Source organism: Pseudomonas sp. QTF5, assembly GCF_000512695.2.
GTDB lineage: Bacteria > Pseudomonadota > Gammaproteobacteria > Pseudomonadales > Pseudomonadaceae > Aquipseudomonas.
On record NZ_AZRW02000014.1, the window covers coordinates 21,739 to 39,445 of the forward strand.

Here is a 17,707-nt window from a genome sequence, read left to right on the forward strand (position 1 = left end):
GTACAACTGACGAAACATCGATCGCGACACCACCACAATAAATGGGTGGTGCGGGTTGCGCGGACTGAGTAATTGACGCTAAACAGAGGCGCGGGTATAAACCGCGTCTCGTTGTTATGTCGGACTTTTCCCCATGAGCTTCAGCCCTTTGATTCGCCAACTGATCGATGCCCTGCGAATTTTGCCGGGTGTGGGTCAGAAAACTGCCCAGCGCATGGCGTTGCAACTGCTTGAGCGTGATCGCAGCGGCGGTTCGCGACTGGCCCAGGCGCTGAGCCAGGCCATGGAAGGGGTGGGCCACTGCCGCTTGTGCCGCACACTGACCGAAGACGATCTGTGCCCGCAATGCGCCGACCCACGCCGCGACGACACCTTGCTGTGTGTGGTGGAAGGTCCGATGGATGTTTACGCGGTGGAGCAGACCGGTTTCCGTGGTCGCTACTTCGTGCTCAAAGGCCACCTGTCGCCGCTCGACGGGCTAGGGCCGGACGCCATCGGCATTCCACAACTGCTGGCGCGGATCGAAGAGGCGGGCACGTTTGCCGAAGTCATCCTCGCCACCAATCCGACGGTAGAAGGTGAGGCCACTGCTCATTACATTGCTCAGCTACTCAACAACAAAGGCCTGATCGCCTCGCGCATCGCCCATGGCGTGCCGTTGGGTGGCGAGCTGGAACTGGTGGATGGCGGGACATTGGCGCATTCGTTTGCCGGGCGTAAGCCGATCTCGCTGTAACGGTGCTGTCTGGACCGGCGCCTTCGCGAGCAAGTCGAATGGCTCGCCTCGGTTTCCTTGATTCACGCAGTCCACTTGAAAACCAAGCAAGCGCTCGGTTAACTTCGCTGAACCTTCAGTGGAGTTCGCCGATGCCTGCCTTTCAGGAATACTTCGATCCCAGCCACCAATTGGTCCGCGACAGCGTCAGACGTTTCGTCGAGCGCGAGATTCTTCCGGATATCGATCAGTGGGAAGAAGCCGAAAGCTTTCCCCGTGAGCTCTACCAGAAGGCCGGCGCGGCGGGGATTCTGGGTATCGGTTATCCCGAAGCCTTGGGCGGCAGCCACGAAGGCGATGTGTTCGCCAAGATCGCTGCCAGTGAAGAGCTGATGCGCTGCGGTTCCGGTGGTCTGGTGGCGGGGCTGGGCTCGCTGGACATCGGTCTGCCGCCGATCCTCAAGGGGGCCAGGCCTGAAGTTCGCGATCGCGTTGTGCCTCAGGTGCTGGCGGGTGAGAAGATCAGCGCCCTGGCCGTTACCGAGCCCAGCGGTGGCTCCGACGTCGCCAACCTGCAAACCCGCGCCGTACGCGACGGCGACTTTTACCGGGTCAGCGGCAGCAAAACCTTCATTACCAGCGGCGTTCGGGCAGATTTCTACACCGTCGCGGTGCGCACCGGTGAGCCTGGGTTTGGCGGCATCAGTTTGTTGCTGATCGAAAAGGATGCGCCCGGTTTCACCGTCGGTCGTCAGTTGAAGAAAATGGGCTGGTGGGCGTCGGACACCGCCGAGCTGTTTTTCGATGATTGTCGGGTGCCGGTGGGTCATCTGATTGGAGCCGAAAACAGGGGCTTTGCCTGCATCATGGGCAACTTCCAGAGCGAGCGTCTGGCCTTGGCGCTGATGGCTAACATGACCGCGCAGTTGGCGCTGGAAGAAAGCCTGAAATGGGCTCGTCAGCGCGAAGCCTTCGGCAAACCCATCGGCAAGTTCCAGGTGCTCAAGCATCGCCTTGCCGAAATGGCGACGGCGCTGGAGGTGTCACGGGAGTTCACTTACCGCCAGGCAGCGAAAATGGCTGCTGGGCAGAGTGTGATCAAGGAGATTTCCATGGCCAAGAATTTTGCCACCGACACGGCTGATCGCATTACGAGCGATGCGGTGCAGATTCTGGGTGGTCTGGGTTATATGCGTGAAAGTCTGGTGGAGCGGCTGTACCGGGATAACCGGATTCTGTCGATCGGCGGCGGGACGCGGGAAGTGATGAACGAGATCATCAGCAAGCAGATGGGGCTCTGAGTTTTGCGGTGTTGCGGCTGACGCTTTCGCGAGCAAGCCCGCTCCCACATTGGGTCACTGTCGGACACAAGATACGTGTACGCAGGAGATCCTATGTGGGAGCGGGCTTGCTCGCGAAAGCGTCAGCCGCAACACCGCCTTACTTATCGCTTAACGCAAACTGCGTCAGACAGAACGTAGGAATCCCCATGTCTTCCAGCCGCTGCGAACCACCCAGCTCCGGCAAGTCAATGATCGCTGCCGCTTCATGCACCCGCGCGCCCATGCGCCGAATCAGGTTGGCCGCCGCGATCAGCGTGCCGCCAGTGGCGATCAGATCATCGAACATCACCACCGCATCACCCTCGCACAGGCTGTCGGCATGGACTTCGAGAAAGGCTTCGCCGTACTCGGTGGAATAACCCTCAGCCAGCACGTCGGCCGGCAATTTGCCCTGCTTGCGGAACAGCACCAGCGGTTTGTTCAACTGATAGGCCAGGATCGAACCGATCAGGAAGCCCCGGGCATCCATGGCGCCGATGTGGGTGAAGTCGGCCTCGACGTAACGATGGGCAAAGCTGTCCATCACCAGGCGCAGGGCCGTGGGCGACTGGAACAATGGAGTGATGTCGCGAAAAATGACGCCCGGCTTGGGGAAGTCGATCACGGGGCGGATCAGGGATTTGATGTCGAAGGAATCGAAGACCATCGTCGAAGTATCCTGGCGGGCTGCAAACGTCGCAGTATAACGGCGGCTGAACCGTTTCGCTCAGCCGCCATCGCCAGAATCAGCCGTCGAGTGAGCCGCCGGCCAGGGCGCAGAGCTGGATCGGGTCGAGGATGTGTATTTCCTTGCCCTCGGCCGCGATCAGTTCGTTTTGCTGGAAACGGGTGAACACCCGGGACACGGTTTCGACCGCCAGGCCCAGGTAATTGCCGATTTCATTGCGCGACATGCTCAACCGGAACTGGTTGGCCGAGAAACCCCGTGCGCGGAAACGTGCCGACAGGTTGACCAGGAAAGTGGCGATGCGCTCGTCGGCGGTTTTCTTCGACAGCAGCAACATCATTTGCTGATCGTCGCGAATCTCGCGGCTCATCACCCGCATCAACTGACGGCGCAGTTGTGGCAGTTGCAGGGCCAGTTCGTCGAGGCGATCGAAAGGAATTTCGCACACCGAGGTGGTTTCCAGGGCTTGCGCCGAGACCGGGTGCTTTTCAGTGTCCATGCCCGACAGGCCGACCAGTTCACTCGGCAAATGGAAGCCGGTGAGTTGTTCTTCGCCGACATCGCTCAGGCTGAAGGTCTTCAGGGCGCCGGAGCGTACTGCATAAACGGAATCGAAGGTGTCGCTCTGGCGAAAGAGAAACTCGCCTTTTTTCAGCGGGCGACCACGTTTGACGATTTCGTCCAGCGCATCCATGTCTTCCAGATTCAGAGAAAGTGGCAGGCAGAGAGGGGCCAGGCTGCAATCCTTGCAATGGGCCTGGCTATGAGCGCGCAGTTTTACTGGCTCGGACATTTCTTTAATCCTTGTGGGAAAACACACATAAGACGTAAGGGTAACCCACGGGAGGACATTCGGGCCAGCCTGCGACAATTTAACCTCAGCTTCTAAATCACTCGCGAAAATCGCTGGCGATTGCTGTGTTCCAGGTACGCATCGAAGACCATGCACACCGAGCGCACCAGCGGTCGTCCTGCCGGGAGTACGGAGATCCGTTGGTTGTCCAGTTCAATCAGCCCATCATCGGCCATGTCCAGCAGTTGTGGCCAAAGCTCGCCGAAATAACCACGAAAATCGATATTGAAGGTTTGTTCGATCGTTGCGAATTCCAGGCTGAAATGGCAGATCAGTTGCTGGATCACCGCGCGTCGCAGCCGGTCATCGGCGTTGCAGATCAGGCCACGACTGGTGGCCAGTTGAGCGGACGCCAGCGCGTTCTGGTACTGGTTCAGGTCGCTGCTGTTCTGGCAGTACAAATCGCCGATCTGGCTGATGGCCGACACCCCCAGACCGATCAAATCGCAATGACCGTGGGTGGTGTAGCCCTGAAAGTTACGTTGCAGGGTCGATTCTTCCTGAGCAATCGCCAGTTCATCGTCGGGTAGGGCGAAGTGGTCCATGCCGATGTAGCGGTAACCGGCGGCCGTCAGCTGTTCGATGGTGCGCTGAAGCATTTCCAGCTTTTGCGCCGGAGCCGGTAGATCGCTGCCGTTGATCCGCCGTTGCGGCATGAAGCGTTCCGGCAGATGGGCGTAGTTGAACACCGAGAGCCGGTCCGGTTGCAGGTTGATGACTTCGTCGACCGTGCGGGCGAAGTTCTCGGGCGTCTGCTTCGGTAAGCCGTAGATCAGATCGATGTTGATCGAGCGAAATTGCAGGGTTCGAGCGGCATCGATCACCGCACGGGTTTCTTCCAGGCTTTGCAGGCGATTGACTGCCCGTTGTACCACCGGGTCGAGGTCTTGCAGGCCGATACTGACGCGATTGAAGCCCAGTTCCCGGAGCAGGCCCATGGTCGACCAATCGGCCTCGCGAGGGTCGATCTCGATGCCGTAGTCGCCGGAATCGTCGTCCAGCAAATTGAAATGCTTGCGCAGTTGCGCCATCAACTGGCGCAGTTCGTCGTGGCTGAGAAAGGTCGGTGTGCCGCCACCGAAATGCAGTTGCTCGACTTTCTGCGTCGGGTCGAGGTGGCAGGCAATCAGTTGGATTTCCTGTTCCAGACGCTGCAAATAGGGCAGGGCACGGCCGCGGTCCTTGGTGATGACTTTGTTGCAGGCGCAGTAGTAGCAGATGTTCGCGCAGAACGGCACATGCACGTACAGCGACAGCGGGCGCAGGGCTTTACGGCTGTCGCGCAGGGCATGAAACAGGTCGAAGGTGCCGACCTGGCTGTCGAATTGCACGGCGGTCGGATACGAGGTGTAGCGCGGTCCCGCCAGGTCGTAACGGCGGATCAGATCTGTGTCCCAACGAATGGCGTCGAGCATGCGGGCATTCCCCGGATAGGCTGGCAGTGTTTGCGAGTCTAGGGAGAAGTGCGCAAAGGCATCTTGATTTGCATCAAGGGTCGGGATTTGTGTTGCAGGTGCGGGCCTCATCGCGGTCTTGCCCATGCCAGTCAGTTAAGCGCAATCCATGTGGGAGCGGGCTTGCTCGCGAAGACGGCGGCATAGTCAACATTGATGTCNCTTGCCCGCGATTGGGCCACTGCCGATCTAATGCCCCATGAGCCAGTGCTGATGCGGCCCCGGCAAGGTCCATATCCCGAATACCATCACCAGCAAGCCACCGGTCATGCGTACGCTGCGTTTGCGCAACAACGCTGTGACTCGCTCGGCGGCAAGCCCTGTGGCGAGCAGCACCGGCCAGGTGCCCAGACCGAATGCCAGCATCAGTAATGCACTGTCCAGCGCATTGCCCTGGCTCGCTGACCACAGCAATGTGCTGTAAACCAGCCCGCACGGCAGCCAGCCCCACAGTGCGCCCAGCAGCAGGGCGCGGGGCAGGTTCGATACGGGCAATAGTTTGTTGGCCACCGGCTGGATATGCCGCCACAGGCCGCGGCCGAGGCTTTCGATACGGGTCAGGCCGCTCCACCAACCGGCCAGGTATAGGCCCATGGCGATCAGCAGCAATCCGGCGAGGATGCGCATGAACATCGCCGCCGGGCTATTGGCCACGGCCCATCCGGCCAGGCCGATCAGCAGGCCGGCCGCGGCGTAGCTGAGAATTCGTCCCAGGTTGTAGGCCAGTAACAGTCGAAAGCGTCGGCTGCGTTGTTCCTTGGGAATCGCCAGGGTCAACGCGCCCATCAAGCCGCCACACATGCCCAGGCAATGCCCGCCGCCGAGCAGGCCGAGGATCAGCGCAGACACCAGCAGTGGCGCCAACTCAAGCATGGGGCGGCGCCTTGTCGTCCGGTTTGGCCGGATGGCCGCTGGCTTCGTCGACCGCTGCCTTGTGGTTCGGGTCCTGATCGTCGAACAGGATGCTGTGGGCCGGGCCGTCGAGGTCGTCGTACTGACCGCTGTCGACCGCCCAGAAGAAGATATAGATAGCGATGGCCACGATCAGCAGCGCGGCCGGGATCATCACGTAGAGAGCTGGCATCTGGACTCCATGCTCGCGCGGCTCAGGCCGGCAGCGGGCGGGTTTCTGGCGTGGTGCCGACAGCCGGCGCGCTCGGCAGGCGAGTCAGGCGCAGGGCATTCAGCACCACGATCAACGAACTGATGGACATGCCGACCGCGGCCCATACCGGGGTGATCCAGCCGAGGGCGGCGAACGGCAACATGAGGCCATTGTACAGCGCCGCCCACAGCAAGTTCTCGATGATGACCCGACGGGTGTGCCGGGCCAGGCTGAAGGCTTGCACCAGCGCGTTGAGACGGTTCGACAGCAGCACCGCGTCGGCACTGGTTTTCGCCAGATCGGTGGCCGAACCCATTGCCACGCTGATGTCGGCGGCGGCCAGCACCGGCACATCGTTGACCCCATCACCGAGCATCAACACCTTGCGACCTTCCTGGTGCAGTTGTTGCAGCACCTGCAATTTATCGTCCGGACGCAAACCGCCACGGGCCTCGTCGATGCCCAATTCGGCAGCGACGCTGGCGACCATCGGCGAGCTGTCACCGGACAGCAGCAGCGTACGCCAGCCGCGAGCCTTGCAGGCCGCCAGCAGGGCGGGCGCGTCGGCGCGCAAACGGTCATCGAGTACGAACCACGCCAGCGGCCCTTGGCTGTCGCCGAGCAGCAGCCATTGGCCGGGCTCATCAGGCATTACTGGCGTTTGAGCGCCGCTGAGTTCGCAGACAAACCCCGGTTGGCCAATGCGCAGGCGTTGTGTGCCGACCAATCCTTCCAGACCCAGCCCCGGCATGCTGTGAACTTCCTCGGCGGCTAGCGGCGCGCGGCCAAAAGCCCGGGCAATCGGGTGTTCGGAGCGGTTTTCCAGAGCAGCGGCGAGGCTCAGGCATTGATCGCTGGTCAGCGCCCCAAGCGGCCGGATCGAACGCAAGGCCAGGCGACCTTCGGTGAGGGTGCCGGTCTTGTCGAAAATCACCGTGTCGATTTGATTCAGGCCTTCCAGCACATGGCCGCGTGTCAACAAAAGCCCCAGTTTGTGCAGCGTTCCGGTGGCAGCCGTCAGGGCGGTTGGCGTGGCCAGCGACAAGGCGCACGGGCATGTCGCAACTAGCATCGCCAGGACAATCCAGAACGCTCGCGATGAATCCAGCTCCCACCAGACCAGGCCGATGACGGCGGCGGCGATCAGCGATAACAGCAAAAACCATTGCGCGGCGCGGTCGGCGATTTCCGCCAGTCGCGGCTTCTCGGCCTGGGCGCGATCCAGCAGGCGGACGATGGCTGACAGGCGTGTGTCCTGACCCAGCGCCAGGACTTCCACGGTCAACGCACCTTCAACGTTCAAGGTGCCGGCGGTAACGGCATCGCCCGGGGTTCGAGGTTGTGGCAGGTATTCGCCGGTGAGCAGGGATTCGTCGATGCTCGACTGACCGTCGAGGATCTTGCCGTCGGCCGGCAAAATCGCACCGGGGTGCACCAGCACCTGATCGCCCACGCGCAACTCGCTGAGCAGAATCCGCTCGCTCTGGCCGTCAGCGCTCAGTCGCAGGCAGGAGGCGGGCAACAGATTGACCAGTTGAGCGGTCGCGGCGGCGGTGCGTTCCCGGGCGCGACGTTCCAGATAACGTCCGGCCAGCAGAAACAGCGCAAACATCCCCACCGCATCGAAATACAGCTCGCCGACCCCGGTGATCGAGGTCCAGATCCCGGCGATATAGGCACTGCCGATCGCCAGCGACACCGAGACGTCCATGGTCAGGTGACGGGTGCGCAGATCGCGCATCGCGCCCTTGAAGAACGGCGCGCAGCTGTAAAACACGATTGGGGTAGTCAGAAACAGCGCGACCCAGCGCAGGATAGTGTGCAGCTCGGGGCTGAGGTCAATGTTGAATTCCGGCCACGTGGCCATGGTCGCCATCATCGCCTGGAACCACAGCAGCCCGGCGACACCGAGTTGGCGCAGGGCCAAGCGGTTTTCGCTGGCCAGTTGTTCGCTGGCGCGGTCGGCCTGGTACGGATGGGCGGCGTAACCGATGTGGCGCAATTCACTGAGCACTTGGCTCAATGGCAATTGCGCGTCGGCCCAGCGCACATGCAGGCGATGGTTGGACAGGTTCAGGCGTGCTTCGGCCACCGCCGGTAAAGCCCGCAGGTGTTTCTCGATTAACCAGCCGCAGGCGGCGCAACTGATGCCTTCCATCAACAGAGTGGTTTCGGCGAGTTCGCCTTCGTGGCGGACAAAGGGTTGCTGCACGTCGGCGCGGTCGTAGAGCTCCAACTCGTCCACCAACTGTACCGGCAAGGCTTCGGGGTTGGCCGAGGCTTCGCTGCGATGCTGGTAATAACTTTCCAGCCCGCCGGCCACGATTGCCTCGGCCACTGCCTGGCAACCGGGGCAGCAGAACTCGCGGGTATCCCCGAGGACGGCGGCCGTGAAGCGGCTGCCGGCCGGGACGGGCAGGGCGCAGTGGTAGCAGGGGGTTGGACTGGTCATGTTTGTTGCCATGAAAACCATTGTGGCGAGGGAGCTTGCTCCCGCTCGGCTGCGAAGCAGTCGCAATACTGAGCACTTGCTATGCCTGAAAGGGCCGGTTTGCAGGTTTCAGGGCCGCTTCGCACCCCAGCGGGAGCAAGCTCCCTCGCCACATTTGATCGCCTTCGCAAGTGCTATTTTTTCAGGTCTTCCGCGCCTTGCAGCGGCTCATCGCCCAACAGCAGATCCTTGGCATGGCTGACCTGTTCTTCTTCGAACATGCGCCAGATCTTGTCATCCTGCACACCCAGCAATTCGACGAAGCGGCGACCTTCAATCTTGTCGCTTAACTGGCCGATGTAGCGGCCCTGTTCGGTTTCGCTGCGGGCCAGGGTGATCTTGCGATCTTTCTCCGGCTGGGTTGGCGAAATCAGGTTCAGCTCAAGGGTTTTCGGCTGGCTGTTACCGCTCAGGCGCAGGTCGACTTCGCCGGTCACGTCATCCAGATGCACACTGGCACGCAGTTGCAGGGTCTGGGCCAGCAGTTCGCGGTCCAGCGAACGGTTGATGCCCTTGCCGGCTTCGTAATAGTTGTCGTTGACCAGGTTGTCCGGGTTGTTCACCGCGATGGTCACCATCGACAGGGTCAAGGCCACCGAGCAGGCCAGGATGGCGATGATGATCCACGGCCAAAGGTGCTTGTACCAGGGACTTGCGGCAGTTGCTGCGGGCATGATGACTTCTCTCAACGAATTTGTGGGCCGATGAATCGGCTCTTGGCTTCAATGTGGACGTTGGCGTCGTCGGCATCCTTGAGGATGAAGGTCACCTCGTTGGTGCTCGACGGCAGTTGTTCCGGTGCGCTGGACAGTTCGACCGGCTGGCTGAAAATCTCCCCGGCGGCGACTTTGATCTCGCGCTTGCCTTGCAGCTTGAGGTCCGGCAGGCCGGTGGCTTCCAGCACATAGGTATGGTCGCGCTGGTCCTTGTTCATGATCTTCAGGCTGTAGACGTTTTCGATCCGGCCTTCAGCGTTCTCGCGGTACAACACGCGGTCTTTACTGACATCGAAACCGACCAGCGAGCGCATGAAGAATGCAGTCACCAGCAACGCGATCATCGCCAATAGCACCGTGGCATAGCCGATCAGGCGCGGACGCAGTTTATTGGTTTTTTGCCCCGACAGGTTGTGCTCGGTGGTGTAGCTGATCAGGCCGCGGGGGTAATCCATCTTGTCCATGATGCTGTCGCAGGCATCGATGCACGCCGCGCAGCCGATGCATTCGACTTGCAGGCCGTCGCGGATGTCGATACCGGTGGGGCAGACCTGGACACACATGGTGCAGTCGATGCAATCGCCCAGGCCCTGAGCCTTGTAGTCGATACCTTTCTTGCGCGGGCCACGGCTTTCGCCACGGCGCGGGTCGTAGGAGACGATCAGCGTGTCCTTGTCGAACATCACGCTCTGGAAGCGGGCGTACGGGCACATGTAAATGCACACTTGCTCACGCAACCAGCCGGCGTTGCCATAAGTGGCGAGGGTGAAGAAGCCGACCCAGAAATACGACCAACCATCGGCTTCGCCGGTGAAGAAATCGAGTACCAGTTCGCGAATCGGTGAGAAGTAACCGACGAAGGTCATGCCGGTCACGAAACCGATCAGCAGCCACATCGTGTGCTTGCTGAATTTACGCAGGAACTTGGTGGCGCTCATCGGCGCCTTGTCGAGCTTGATGCGTTGGTTGCGGTCGCCTTCAGTGACCTTTTCGCACCACATGAAGATCCAGGTCCAGACGCTTTGCGGGCAGGTGTAGCCGCACCAGACCCGGCCGGCATACACGGTAATGAAGAACAGGCCGAACGCACTGATGATCAGAATGCCCGAGAGCAGGATGAAATCCTGGGGCCAGAAGGTGGCGCCAAAGATAAAGAATTTACGTTCCGGCAAGTTCCACCAGACGGCTTGATGCCCCCCCCAGTTCAGCCACACCGTGCCGAAATACAGTAGAAACAGCCCGGCACCGCCGATCATTCGCAGGTTACGGAACAGGCCGGTGAAAGCGCGGGTGTAGATTTTTTCTCGAGAGGCGTAGAGATCGACGCTGTTGTTGGCGTTCTTGGCAGGTGGAGTGACGTCGTGTACCGGAATCTGATTGCTCATCGTTGCATCCCACGGCAGTGGAAAAATGCCCCGGTCAGTACGTGCCGACCGCGGTCAAAAAGAGGTGTTGCAGTGGCGCAATGATACGCCTGTAGCTCTGGGTCAAGGGTGCGACCTTTGGTCGCGTTGGGTGAAGAGGGCGGATGGTGTAGCGGATGTAACAAGTCGTGACCCAGGTCAATTGACTATAGCTGCTTCATGGCGTTCGCCTTGGCTGGTTGCGGTGGAAAGTTGGAGGTCGACATATCTGTTAGTAATCTGAAAGATCACGCTAATTGTCTTGTTGTCCGTATTGCAATAAGTTTGGAAGCGCAGCACGCAACGCATATTTAATTAAATGACTACTGTGTCATGAAAAGGATTTCTATGAACTTAACCTTTAAGGCCCCGCTATGGCTGGGTCTCTTTTTAATAGTGATCGGGTTTCAGGCATGGGCCGTTGAAGAATTACCCGAGCACTTGATCTTCGCTTCTGATTCGCAATATCCATGGAGTGATCTGACCGATAAAAATATCAGTGATCCGAACGTCGAAAAGCGTTCGGCTGAGCTGATTGACGCGCAATATTCCAGTATGGCCAGTTTTCGCAAGCTCAATGGCGGTGCGGCTCGTGTGCCGGTCATGATCAATGGGGACATTACGTCGTTCGGCCATGGTGGCGAACGTTCTTTCATGCGCGCCGTGTTCGAGGATAAATTGGAAGGCGTCTATGACTACGGGCTGGGTAATCACGATTACGCCAATAACGTAGATGATTGTTTTCTCAATAACTGTGCCGCTGGGAGTGTTAATGATTTAAAAGACCGTTATTGGGGGGAAGTTGATTCGATGGACTTGGCTGCCCGAGCATCGGGACTAGGCAAGACCTATTACGGCAGCCTCGCCTATTCAAAAACCTTTGGTGATGTGCACATGGTTCAGTTGCACAAGGAGCCGACTTATACCGTTACCTTCACTTCAGGGATCGTTAAGACGACCACTTATGAAATCACCGATGCGCTTGACTGGCTGGATAAAGATCTGGCTCGGGCACGGGCTGACGGTAAGATCATTATCTTGAACATGCACAAGGTCTATGACTGGAGAAAGGCTAGCGCGGCCCAGATCAAGCGCTTCAGGGAGATGATCAACACCTACAAGGTTACCGCGGTGTTCGGTGGTCATGACCATTGGGGCGTTGGATGGTATGGCCATGGGGAAGAGCTTTTTGGCGAGGTGCCGGTTTTCCTGAGCGGATCGTCTTCGCAACAAACGTATCTGATCGCCAGTTTTATCGAGGACAGGCAGAGCCTTGAGATCAGCGTCGTCAAAGGCAACAACTGGTCCACTCGTCGGATAGCAGCCGAAGCGCGAGTGCGCAAGTAACAGGAACCGACCCGCGCCCCGCGTCATCTGCATAATCACCGCTTAAGCCGAGGGCGAATAAAAAGGCCCCGCCAACTTTCATTGGCGGGGCCTTTGTGCATCGGTCAGGCGTGGATCTTACTGGGCATCTTCCGCCGGGGCTTTCTCACCATGAGAAAGGCTGTAGACGTAAGCGGCCAGCAGGTGAACCTTGTCGTTGCCTTGCAGCTGTTCTTGCGCAGGCATCTGGCCCTGACGGCCGTAACGGATGGTCTGCTGCAGTTGAGCGAAGCTCGAACCGTAGATGAACCCGGTCGGGTGGGTCAGGTCAGGGGCGCCCATCGCGGGTGTGCCTTTGCCGGCAGGACCGTGGCATGCCACGCAGTTGGCGGCGAACAGTTTCTGGCCGGCAACCGGGTCAGCCTTGGCGCCTTCCGGCAGCTTGCGGCCATCGAGGTTGGTCACCACGAACGCGGCAACGTCTGCAACGCCTTGCTCGCCGATCACTTCAGCCCAGGCCGGCATCACAGCGTGACGACCGCCCATGATGGTGGTCTTGATGGTTTGCGCTTCGCCACCCCAGCGCCAGTCGGCGTCGGTCAGGTTAGGGAAACCATAGGCGCCTTTGGCGTCGGAGCCGTGGCAAGTCGCGCAGTTGGAGGCGAACAGGCGGCCACCCATCTTCAGGGCTTGCGGGTCTTTGGCGACTTCTTCGATCGGCATGGAAGCGAACTTGGCGAAGATCGGGCCGAATTTGGTATCCGACCTGAGCATTTCCTTTTCCCATTCGTGAACGCCGGTCCAGCCGGTCTGGCCGTTGGCGAACGCAGTCTGCTTCTCGTTATCGAGGTAGTTGTAACCCGGCAGCAGGCCTTTCCAGTTACCCAGGCCCGGGTACAGCACCAGATAGCCGAGGGCGAAGATGATAGTGCCCACGAACAGCATGAACCACCATTTCGGCAGCGGGTTGTCGTATTCCTCGATCCCGTCGAAGGAGTGGCCGACCGTTTCATCGGTGGATTCGCTGCGCTGGCCCTTGCGGGTCGACAGCAGCAGCCAGGTCAGGGCGAAGATGGTGCCGAGACTGAGGACTGTGACGTACAGACTCCAGAACGTAGTCATTCTTTGTTACTCCTAGAAGCTTGCTCGACGTGCTTGATGGCTTCGGGATCATCCGCGAAAGGCAGCAAGGTCGCGTCTTCAAACTCCGACTTGCGCTTGGGGCTGAACACCCACAGCGCCAGACCGATGAAGGCCACCATCACAACAACGGTGCCCAGGCCACGAATCATCCCGATATCCATCTAAATCACCGTTTGCTTTTGATGATGGTGCCCAGGCCTTGCAGATAGGCCACCAGCGCGTCCATTTCGGTTTTGCCCTTCACAGCATCCTTGGCGCCGGCGATGTCTTCGTCGGTGTAAGGGACGCCGAGCGTGCGCAAGACTTCCATTTTCTTCGCGGTGTCTTTGCCGTCGAGCTTGTTTTCCACGAGGAACGGGTAAGCCGGCATTTTCGACTCAGGCACTACGTTGCGCGGGTTGTACAAGTGCGCACGCTGCCAGTCATCGGAGTAACGACCGCCGACACGGGCCAGGTCCGGACCGGTACGCTTGGACCCCCACAGGAACGGGTGGTCCCAAACGCTTTCACCGGCGACCGAGTAGTGGCCGTAACGTTCGGTTTCAGCACGGAACGGGCGGATCATCTGCGAGTGGCAGCCGACACAACCGTTGGCGATGTACACGTCGCGGCCTTCCAGCTCAAGGGCGGTGCGCGGCTTCATGCCCTCGACCGGCTTGTTGGTGACGTCCTGGAAAAACAGCGGAACGATTTGAGTCAGGCCGCCGACGCTGACGGCGATAACCATGAAGAAGGCCAGCAGGCCAATATTCTTCTCGACTGCTTCATGCTTCATCAGTGAGCTCCAACTACAGCAATCTGTTCAGCAGCTTTGGCTTCAGCCGGGTTCGAGGCACGTACGGTACGCCATACGTTGTAGGCCATGAACAGCATGCCGCTGGCGAAGAACGCACCGCCCAGGGCGCGAACGATAAAGCCAGGGTGGCTGGCTTGCAGCGCTTCGACGAACGAGTAGGTGAGGGTGCCGTCGTCGTTGATTGCACGCCACATCAGGCCCTGGGTGATGCCGTTGACCCACATCGAGGCGATGTACAGAACGGTACCGATGGTCGCGAGCCAGAAGTGCGTGTTGATCAGGCCGATGCTGTGCATCTGCGTGCGACCGAACAGTTTCGGGATCATGTGGTAGATCGCGCCGATCGAGATCATGGCAACCCAACCCAAGGCACCGGCGTGTACGTGGCCGATGGTCCAGTCGGTGTAGTGCGACAGCGAGTTGACGGTTTTGATGGCCATCATCGGGCCTTCGAAGGTCGACATGCCGTAGAACGCCAGCGATACCACAAGGAAACGCAGGATCGGGTCGGTGCGCAGCTTATGCCAGGCGCCCGACAGGGTCATCATGCCGTTGATCATGCCGCCCCAGCTTGGTGCCAGCAGGATGATCGACATCGCCATGCCCAGGGACTGAGCCCAGTCCGGCAATGCGGTGTAGTGCAGGTGGTGCGGACCGGCCCAGATGTACAGGGTGATCAACGCCCAGAAGTGCACGATCGACAGACGATAAGAGTAGATCGGACGCTCGGCCTGCTTCGGAACGAAGTAGTACATCATCCCCAGGAAGCCGGTGGTCAGGAAGAAACCTACCGCGTTGTGGCCGTACCACCACTGGATCATCGCATCAGTCGCACCCGAGTAAGCCGAGTAGGACTTGAAGAAACTGACCGGCAGGGACGCATGGTTGACGATGTGCAGCATCGCGGTCACGACGATGAAGGCACCGTAGAACCAGTTACCGACATAGATGTGCTTGGTCTTGCGCTTGACGATGGTGCCGAAGAACACCAGACCGTAGGTGACCCAGACAATGGCCAGCAGAATAGCCAGAGGCCATTCCAGTTCCGCGTATTCCTTGGTGGTGGTGAAACCCATCGGCAAGGTAATGATCGCGCCGACGATCACCGCTTGCCATCCCCAGAAGGTGAAGGCCGCGAGGCTGTCGGAAATCAGTCGCGTTTGGCAGGTTCGCTGCACGACGTAATAGGAAGTGGCAAACAGAGCACAACCACCGAAGGCGAAAATCACCAGGTTGGTGTGCAGCGGGCGCAGGCGTCCAAAGCTCGTCCATGCCAGACCGAAGTTCAACTCCGGCCAGACCAGTTGCGAGGCGATGAAGACACCGAGCCCCATGCCAAGGATCCCCCAGACCACCGTCATGATGGCGAACTGGCGGACTACCTTATAGTTATAAGCAGTCGGACTGATTGCTGTGCTCATTCTAAGGTTCCACGGTTTGGGTGTTTTATTAGGATAAAAATCGGCCGCAAGTATGGAGAAAGCAGGGGGGCATTGCAACGCGCCATGATCTGGGTCAATGCTTTCAAAAGCTGATTCTGCGGCCTTTCCATGCGCCGCGTAAGGACAAAATTGCCCTCGGACAAAATGCCGCAGCGGATGAAAAAGGCGAGGGGGTCAGGTCGGATGTAACTGGGTGTGTTCAAACACAACGATCGGGCAATAGATGGCAATTGGCACGACAGCCGGTATCTACCAGCCTTTGCGGCCTGTCATCGAGCAAGTTCGTCAAACACATAGGGTTGGATCGACCTGGAACCGGTGCTGGCCAGTCCGCATCGCAGGGAAGCTTAGACCCGAATCCGGCGAACCGAAAGGCAGACCAGGGGAGGGTGCGACAATGCGTCGCAAAGGGGCAGGGAACTGCCGCATCCGAGTGAATGCGGCAGCAGAGCGGACGAGATTTATTCGCTTTTGCCTTCAGCCTGTAAACGCTCGGTGTTCAGGCCTTGAGACAGGCTGTACACGTAAGCGGCCAGCAATTGCACCTTGTCGTTGCCGAGCAGTTCGTTCTGCGCCGGCATATGGCCCTGGCGGCCATGACGAATCGTTTGTTCAAGCTGCGTCAGGCCTGTTCCATAGATAAATCCGGCCGGTTGCGTCAGATTCGGCGCCCCCATGGCTTCAGTGCCCTGGCCGTTTGCCCCATGACAGGCTACGCAGGTGGTGCTGAACGCTTGCTGTCCGGCGTGCAGATCGGCGGTGTTGTCGGCGGGTAATGGAAGGCCGGCCAGTTCATGACGCACATAGGCTGCAACGTTCTTCACGCCAGCATCGCCGAGGATTTCACCCCAGGCCGGCATCGCGGCCATGCGACCACCCATGATGGTCGTTTTAATCATTTCGGCATCGCCGCCCCAGCGCCAGTTGCTGTCGGCCAGGTTAGGGAAGCCGAACGCGCCCTTGGCATCCGAGCCGTGGCACACCGAGCAATTGGAGGCAAACAGGCGACCGCCCATTTTCAGGGCTAGCGGGTCCTTGGCCACTTCTTCGATGGGCATGGCAGCAAATTTGGCGAAGATCGGTCCGAACTTCGCGTCAGCCTTGTTCATCTCCTTTTCCCATTCGTGGACACCGGTCCAGCCGTCCTCATAGCCGGGCAATATGCCTTTCCAGTTGCCCAGGCCCGGGTAAAGCACCAGATAACCGACGGCAAACACCAACGTGCCGGCAAACAGCATGAACCACCACTGCGGCAGCGGGTTGTCGTACTCCTCGATGCCGTCGAAGCTGTGGCCCATGGTCTGGTCGGTGCTGCCCTTGGTTTCCCCTCGGCGCGTACCGATCAGCAACCAGGTCAGGCCGATCAGGCTGCCGATGGTCAGTACGCAGATCCACGTACTCCAGAAGGTGGTCATGGCCGGGTACTCCTTGTGGCGGATTCTTGTTGGGTGCTGTTTTCGGATGGCGGCTCGTCGGCGAACGGCAGCAGGCGCGCTTCAGCGAATTCCGGATTGCGCTTGCCGTTGAACACCCACAGCGTCAGGCCGACGAAGGCCACGAACACCACGACCGTGCCCAGGCCGCGGATCATTCCACTGCTCATTTCGCTAATTATTTCAAAGGGCATGGACATGGCTCACCTCTTGCTCTTGATGGCAGTGCCGAGCACTTGCAGGTAGGCGACCAGTGCGTCCATTTCGGTTTTGCCCTGGAGCGAGGCGACGCTGCCGGCGATGTCGTCGTCGGTGTACGGCACGCCGAGGGTGCGCATGGCGCGGATCTTGGTTTCGGTGTGGCTGCTATCGACCTTGTTGTCGACCAGCCACGGGTAGGCCGGCATCTTCGATTCCGGCACCACATTGCGCGGGTTGTACAAGTGCGCGCGGTGCCAGTCTTCGGAGTAGCGACCGCCCACGCGCGCCAGGTCCGGCCCGGTGCGTTTCGAGCCCCAAAGGAACGGGTGATCCCAGACGCTTTCACCGGCCACCGAATAATGGCCATAACGCTCGGTCTCGGCGCGGAACGGGCGGATCATCTGTGAATGGCAACCGACGCAGCCTTCGCGGATGTAAATGTCGCGACCTTCCAGTTGCAACGCGGTGTAGGGCTTCATGCCCTCCACCGGTTTATTGGTCACGTCCTGAAAGAACAGCGGGACGATCTGGGTCAGGCCGCCGATGCTCACGGCGAACACCATCAGCAACATCAGCAGGCCGACGTTTTTCTCGATTGTTTCGTGTTTCATGGCGGACT

The 17,707-nt window shown here is 59.6% G+C and carries 18 protein-coding genes; 3 read left to right on the forward strand and 15 right to left on the reverse strand.

The genetic code is table 11. The features are described from left to right. Positions 1-133 precede the first annotated feature (133 nt). On the forward strand, positions 134-736 hold the full coding sequence (gene recR, locus IC37_RS13515) for a recombination mediator RecR (RefSeq protein WP_030128465.1): 603 nt from the start codon (positions 134-136) through the stop codon (positions 734-736). Between the two features lie 131 nt (positions 737-867). After that, the gene (locus IC37_RS13520; RefSeq protein WP_030128464.1) at positions 868-2,016 is read left to right on the forward strand and encodes an acyl-CoA dehydrogenase family protein; all 1,149 of its coding nucleotides are present in this window, start codon (positions 868-870) and stop codon (positions 2,014-2,016) included. A gap of 139 nt (positions 2,017-2,155) precedes the next feature. On the opposite strand, the gene IC37_RS13525 is transcribed toward IC37_RS13520, so the two are convergent. The 8 genes from IC37_RS13525 to ccoG all read right to left on the reverse strand — a co-directional run bounded on the left by IC37_RS13525 (position 2,156) and on the right by ccoG (position 10,729). Then, positions 2,156-2,704 (reverse strand): adenine phosphoribosyltransferase, encoded by a 549-nt coding sequence (locus tag IC37_RS13525; RefSeq protein ID WP_030128463.1) that lies wholly within the window; start codon positions 2,702-2,704, stop codon positions 2,156-2,158. Between the two features lie 79 nt (positions 2,705-2,783). Further along, positions 2,784-3,518, reverse strand: coding sequence for a fumarate/nitrate reduction transcriptional regulator Fnr (fnr, locus tag IC37_RS13530; RefSeq protein ID WP_030128462.1), 735 nt, complete (start codon positions 3,516-3,518; stop codon positions 2,784-2,786). Between the two features lie 92 nt (positions 3,519-3,610). After that, a complete protein-coding gene (hemN, locus tag IC37_RS13535; protein ID WP_030128461.1) occupies positions 3,611-4,993 on the reverse strand; it encodes an oxygen-independent coproporphyrinogen III oxidase in 1,383 nt (460 codons plus the stop codon). 228 nt (positions 4,994-5,221) lie between these two features. Continuing rightward, positions 5,222-5,905, reverse strand: coding sequence for a sulfite exporter TauE/SafE family protein (locus tag IC37_RS13540; RefSeq protein ID WP_030128460.1), 684 nt, complete (start codon positions 5,903-5,905; stop codon positions 5,222-5,224). Further along, positions 5,898-6,116: a cbb3-type cytochrome oxidase assembly protein CcoS gene (gene ccoS / locus IC37_RS13545; protein WP_007905420.1), complete on the reverse strand. Its 219-nt coding sequence runs from the start codon at positions 6,114-6,116 to the stop codon at positions 5,898-5,900. The genes IC37_RS13540 and ccoS overlap by 8 nt, the downstream gene beginning before the upstream one ends. A gap of 22 nt (positions 6,117-6,138) precedes the next feature. Continuing rightward, positions 6,139-8,589: a heavy metal translocating P-type ATPase gene (locus tag IC37_RS13550; RefSeq protein ID WP_030128459.1), complete on the reverse strand. Its 2,451-nt coding sequence runs from the start codon at positions 8,587-8,589 to the stop codon at positions 6,139-6,141. A 173-nt stretch (positions 8,590-8,762) separates the two neighbouring features. Further along, positions 8,763-9,302, reverse strand: a complete 540-nt coding sequence (locus IC37_RS13555; protein ID WP_030128458.1) for a FixH family protein — start codon at positions 9,300-9,302, stop codon at positions 8,763-8,765. 11 nt (positions 9,303-9,313) lie between these two features. Further along, positions 9,314-10,729, reverse strand: coding sequence for a cytochrome c oxidase accessory protein CcoG (ccoG, locus tag IC37_RS13560; RefSeq protein ID WP_030128457.1), 1,416 nt, complete (start codon positions 10,727-10,729; stop codon positions 9,314-9,316). Positions 10,730-11,095: 366 nt separating this feature from the next. Here ccoG and IC37_RS13565 point away from each other — a divergent pair, with 366 nt between their 5' ends. Next, positions 11,096-12,094, forward strand: a complete 999-nt coding sequence (locus tag IC37_RS13565; protein WP_030128456.1) for a metallophosphoesterase — start codon at positions 11,096-11,098, stop codon at positions 12,092-12,094. Between the two features lie 117 nt (positions 12,095-12,211). On the opposite strand, the gene ccoP (IC37_RS13570) is transcribed toward IC37_RS13565, so the two are convergent. The 7 genes from ccoP (IC37_RS13570) to ccoO (IC37_RS13600) all read right to left on the reverse strand — a co-directional run bounded on the left by ccoP (IC37_RS13570) (position 12,212) and on the right by ccoO (IC37_RS13600) (position 17,699). After that, the gene (gene ccoP / locus IC37_RS13570; protein WP_030128455.1) at positions 12,212-13,195 is read right to left on the reverse strand and encodes a cytochrome-c oxidase, cbb3-type subunit III; all 984 of its coding nucleotides are present in this window, start codon (positions 13,193-13,195) and stop codon (positions 12,212-12,214) included. Then, entirely contained in the window at positions 13,192-13,377 is a 186-nt protein-coding gene (locus tag IC37_RS13575; RefSeq protein ID WP_003175465.1) for a CcoQ/FixQ family Cbb3-type cytochrome c oxidase assembly chaperone, read from the reverse strand. Before IC37_RS13575 ends, ccoP (IC37_RS13570) begins: the two co-directional genes overlap by 4 nt. 5 nt (positions 13,378-13,382) lie before the next feature. Further along, positions 13,383-13,991, reverse strand: a complete 609-nt coding sequence (gene ccoO / locus IC37_RS13580; protein ID WP_007905434.1) for a cytochrome-c oxidase, cbb3-type subunit II — start codon at positions 13,989-13,991, stop codon at positions 13,383-13,385. Beyond that, positions 13,991-15,433, reverse strand: a complete 1,443-nt coding sequence (ccoN, locus tag IC37_RS13585) for a cytochrome-c oxidase, cbb3-type subunit I (RefSeq protein ID WP_030128454.1) — start codon at positions 15,431-15,433, stop codon at positions 13,991-13,993. The genes ccoO (IC37_RS13580) and ccoN overlap by 1 nt, the downstream gene beginning before the upstream one ends. A gap of 482 nt (positions 15,434-15,915) precedes the next feature. After that, entirely contained in the window at positions 15,916-16,869 is a 954-nt protein-coding gene (ccoP, locus tag IC37_RS13590; protein ID WP_030128453.1) for a cytochrome-c oxidase, cbb3-type subunit III, read from the reverse strand. Beyond that, the gene (locus IC37_RS13595; RefSeq protein ID WP_030128452.1) at positions 16,866-17,069 is read right to left on the reverse strand and encodes a cbb3-type cytochrome c oxidase subunit 3; all 204 of its coding nucleotides are present in this window, start codon (positions 17,067-17,069) and stop codon (positions 16,866-16,868) included. The genes ccoP (IC37_RS13590) and IC37_RS13595 overlap by 4 nt, the downstream gene beginning before the upstream one ends. 21 nt (positions 17,070-17,090) lie before the next feature. Beyond that, a complete protein-coding gene (gene ccoO, locus IC37_RS13600; protein WP_030128451.1) occupies positions 17,091-17,699 on the reverse strand; it encodes a cytochrome-c oxidase, cbb3-type subunit II in 609 nt (202 codons plus the stop codon). Positions 17,700-17,707 lie beyond the last annotated feature (8 nt).

Excerpts from the sequence above, each read along its gene's own strand:
- recR (WP_030128465.1), top strand. The coding sequence starts at position 134 with ATGAGCTTCAGCCCTTTGATTCGCCAACTGATCGATGCCCTGCGAATT.
- IC37_RS13520 (WP_030128464.1), top strand. The coding sequence starts at position 868 with ATGCCTGCCTTTCAGGAATACTTCGATCCCAGCCACCAATTGGTCCGC.
- IC37_RS13525 (WP_030128463.1), bottom strand. The coding sequence starts at position 2,704 with ATGGTCTTCGATTCCTTCGACATCAAATCCCTGATCCGCCCCGTGATC.
- fnr (WP_030128462.1), bottom strand. The coding sequence starts at position 3,518 with ATGTCCGAGCCAGTAAAACTGCGCGCTCATAGCCAGGCCCATTGCAAG.
- hemN (WP_030128461.1), bottom strand. The coding sequence starts at position 4,993 with ATGCTCGACGCCATTCGTTGGGACACAGATCTGATCCGCCGTTACGAC.
- IC37_RS13540 (WP_030128460.1), bottom strand. The coding sequence starts at position 5,905 with ATGCTTGAGTTGGCGCCACTGCTGGTGTCTGCGCTGATCCTCGGCCTG.
- ccoS (WP_007905420.1), bottom strand. The coding sequence starts at position 6,116 with ATGCCAGCTCTCTACGTGATGATCCCGGCCGCGCTGCTGATCGTGGCC.
- IC37_RS13550 (WP_030128459.1), bottom strand. The coding sequence starts at position 8,589 with ATGACCAGTCCAACCCCCTGCTACCACTGCGCCCTGCCCGTCCCGGCC.
- IC37_RS13555 (WP_030128458.1), bottom strand. The coding sequence starts at position 9,302 with ATGCCCGCAGCAACTGCCGCAAGTCCCTGGTACAAGCACCTTTGGCCG.
- ccoG (WP_030128457.1), bottom strand. The coding sequence starts at position 10,729 with ATGAGCAATCAGATTCCGGTACACGACGTCACTCCACCTGCCAAGAAC.
- IC37_RS13565 (WP_030128456.1), top strand. The coding sequence starts at position 11,096 with ATGAACTTAACCTTTAAGGCCCCGCTATGGCTGGGTCTCTTTTTAATA.
- ccoP (WP_030128455.1), bottom strand. The coding sequence starts at position 13,195 with ATGACTACGTTCTGGAGTCTGTACGTCACAGTCCTCAGTCTCGGCACC.
- IC37_RS13575 (WP_003175465.1), bottom strand. The coding sequence starts at position 13,377 with ATGGATATCGGGATGATTCGTGGCCTGGGCACCGTTGTTGTGATGGTG.
- ccoO (WP_007905434.1), bottom strand. The coding sequence starts at position 13,991 with ATGAAGCATGAAGCAGTCGAGAAGAATATTGGCCTGCTGGCCTTCTTC.
- ccoN (WP_030128454.1), bottom strand. The coding sequence starts at position 15,433 with ATGAGCACAGCAATCAGTCCGACTGCTTATAACTATAAGGTAGTCCGC.
- ccoP (WP_030128453.1), bottom strand. The coding sequence starts at position 16,869 with ATGACCACCTTCTGGAGTACGTGGATCTGCGTACTGACCATCGGCAGC.
- ccoO (WP_030128451.1), bottom strand. The coding sequence starts at position 17,699 with ATGAAACACGAAACAATCGAGAAAAACGTCGGCCTGCTGATGTTGCTG.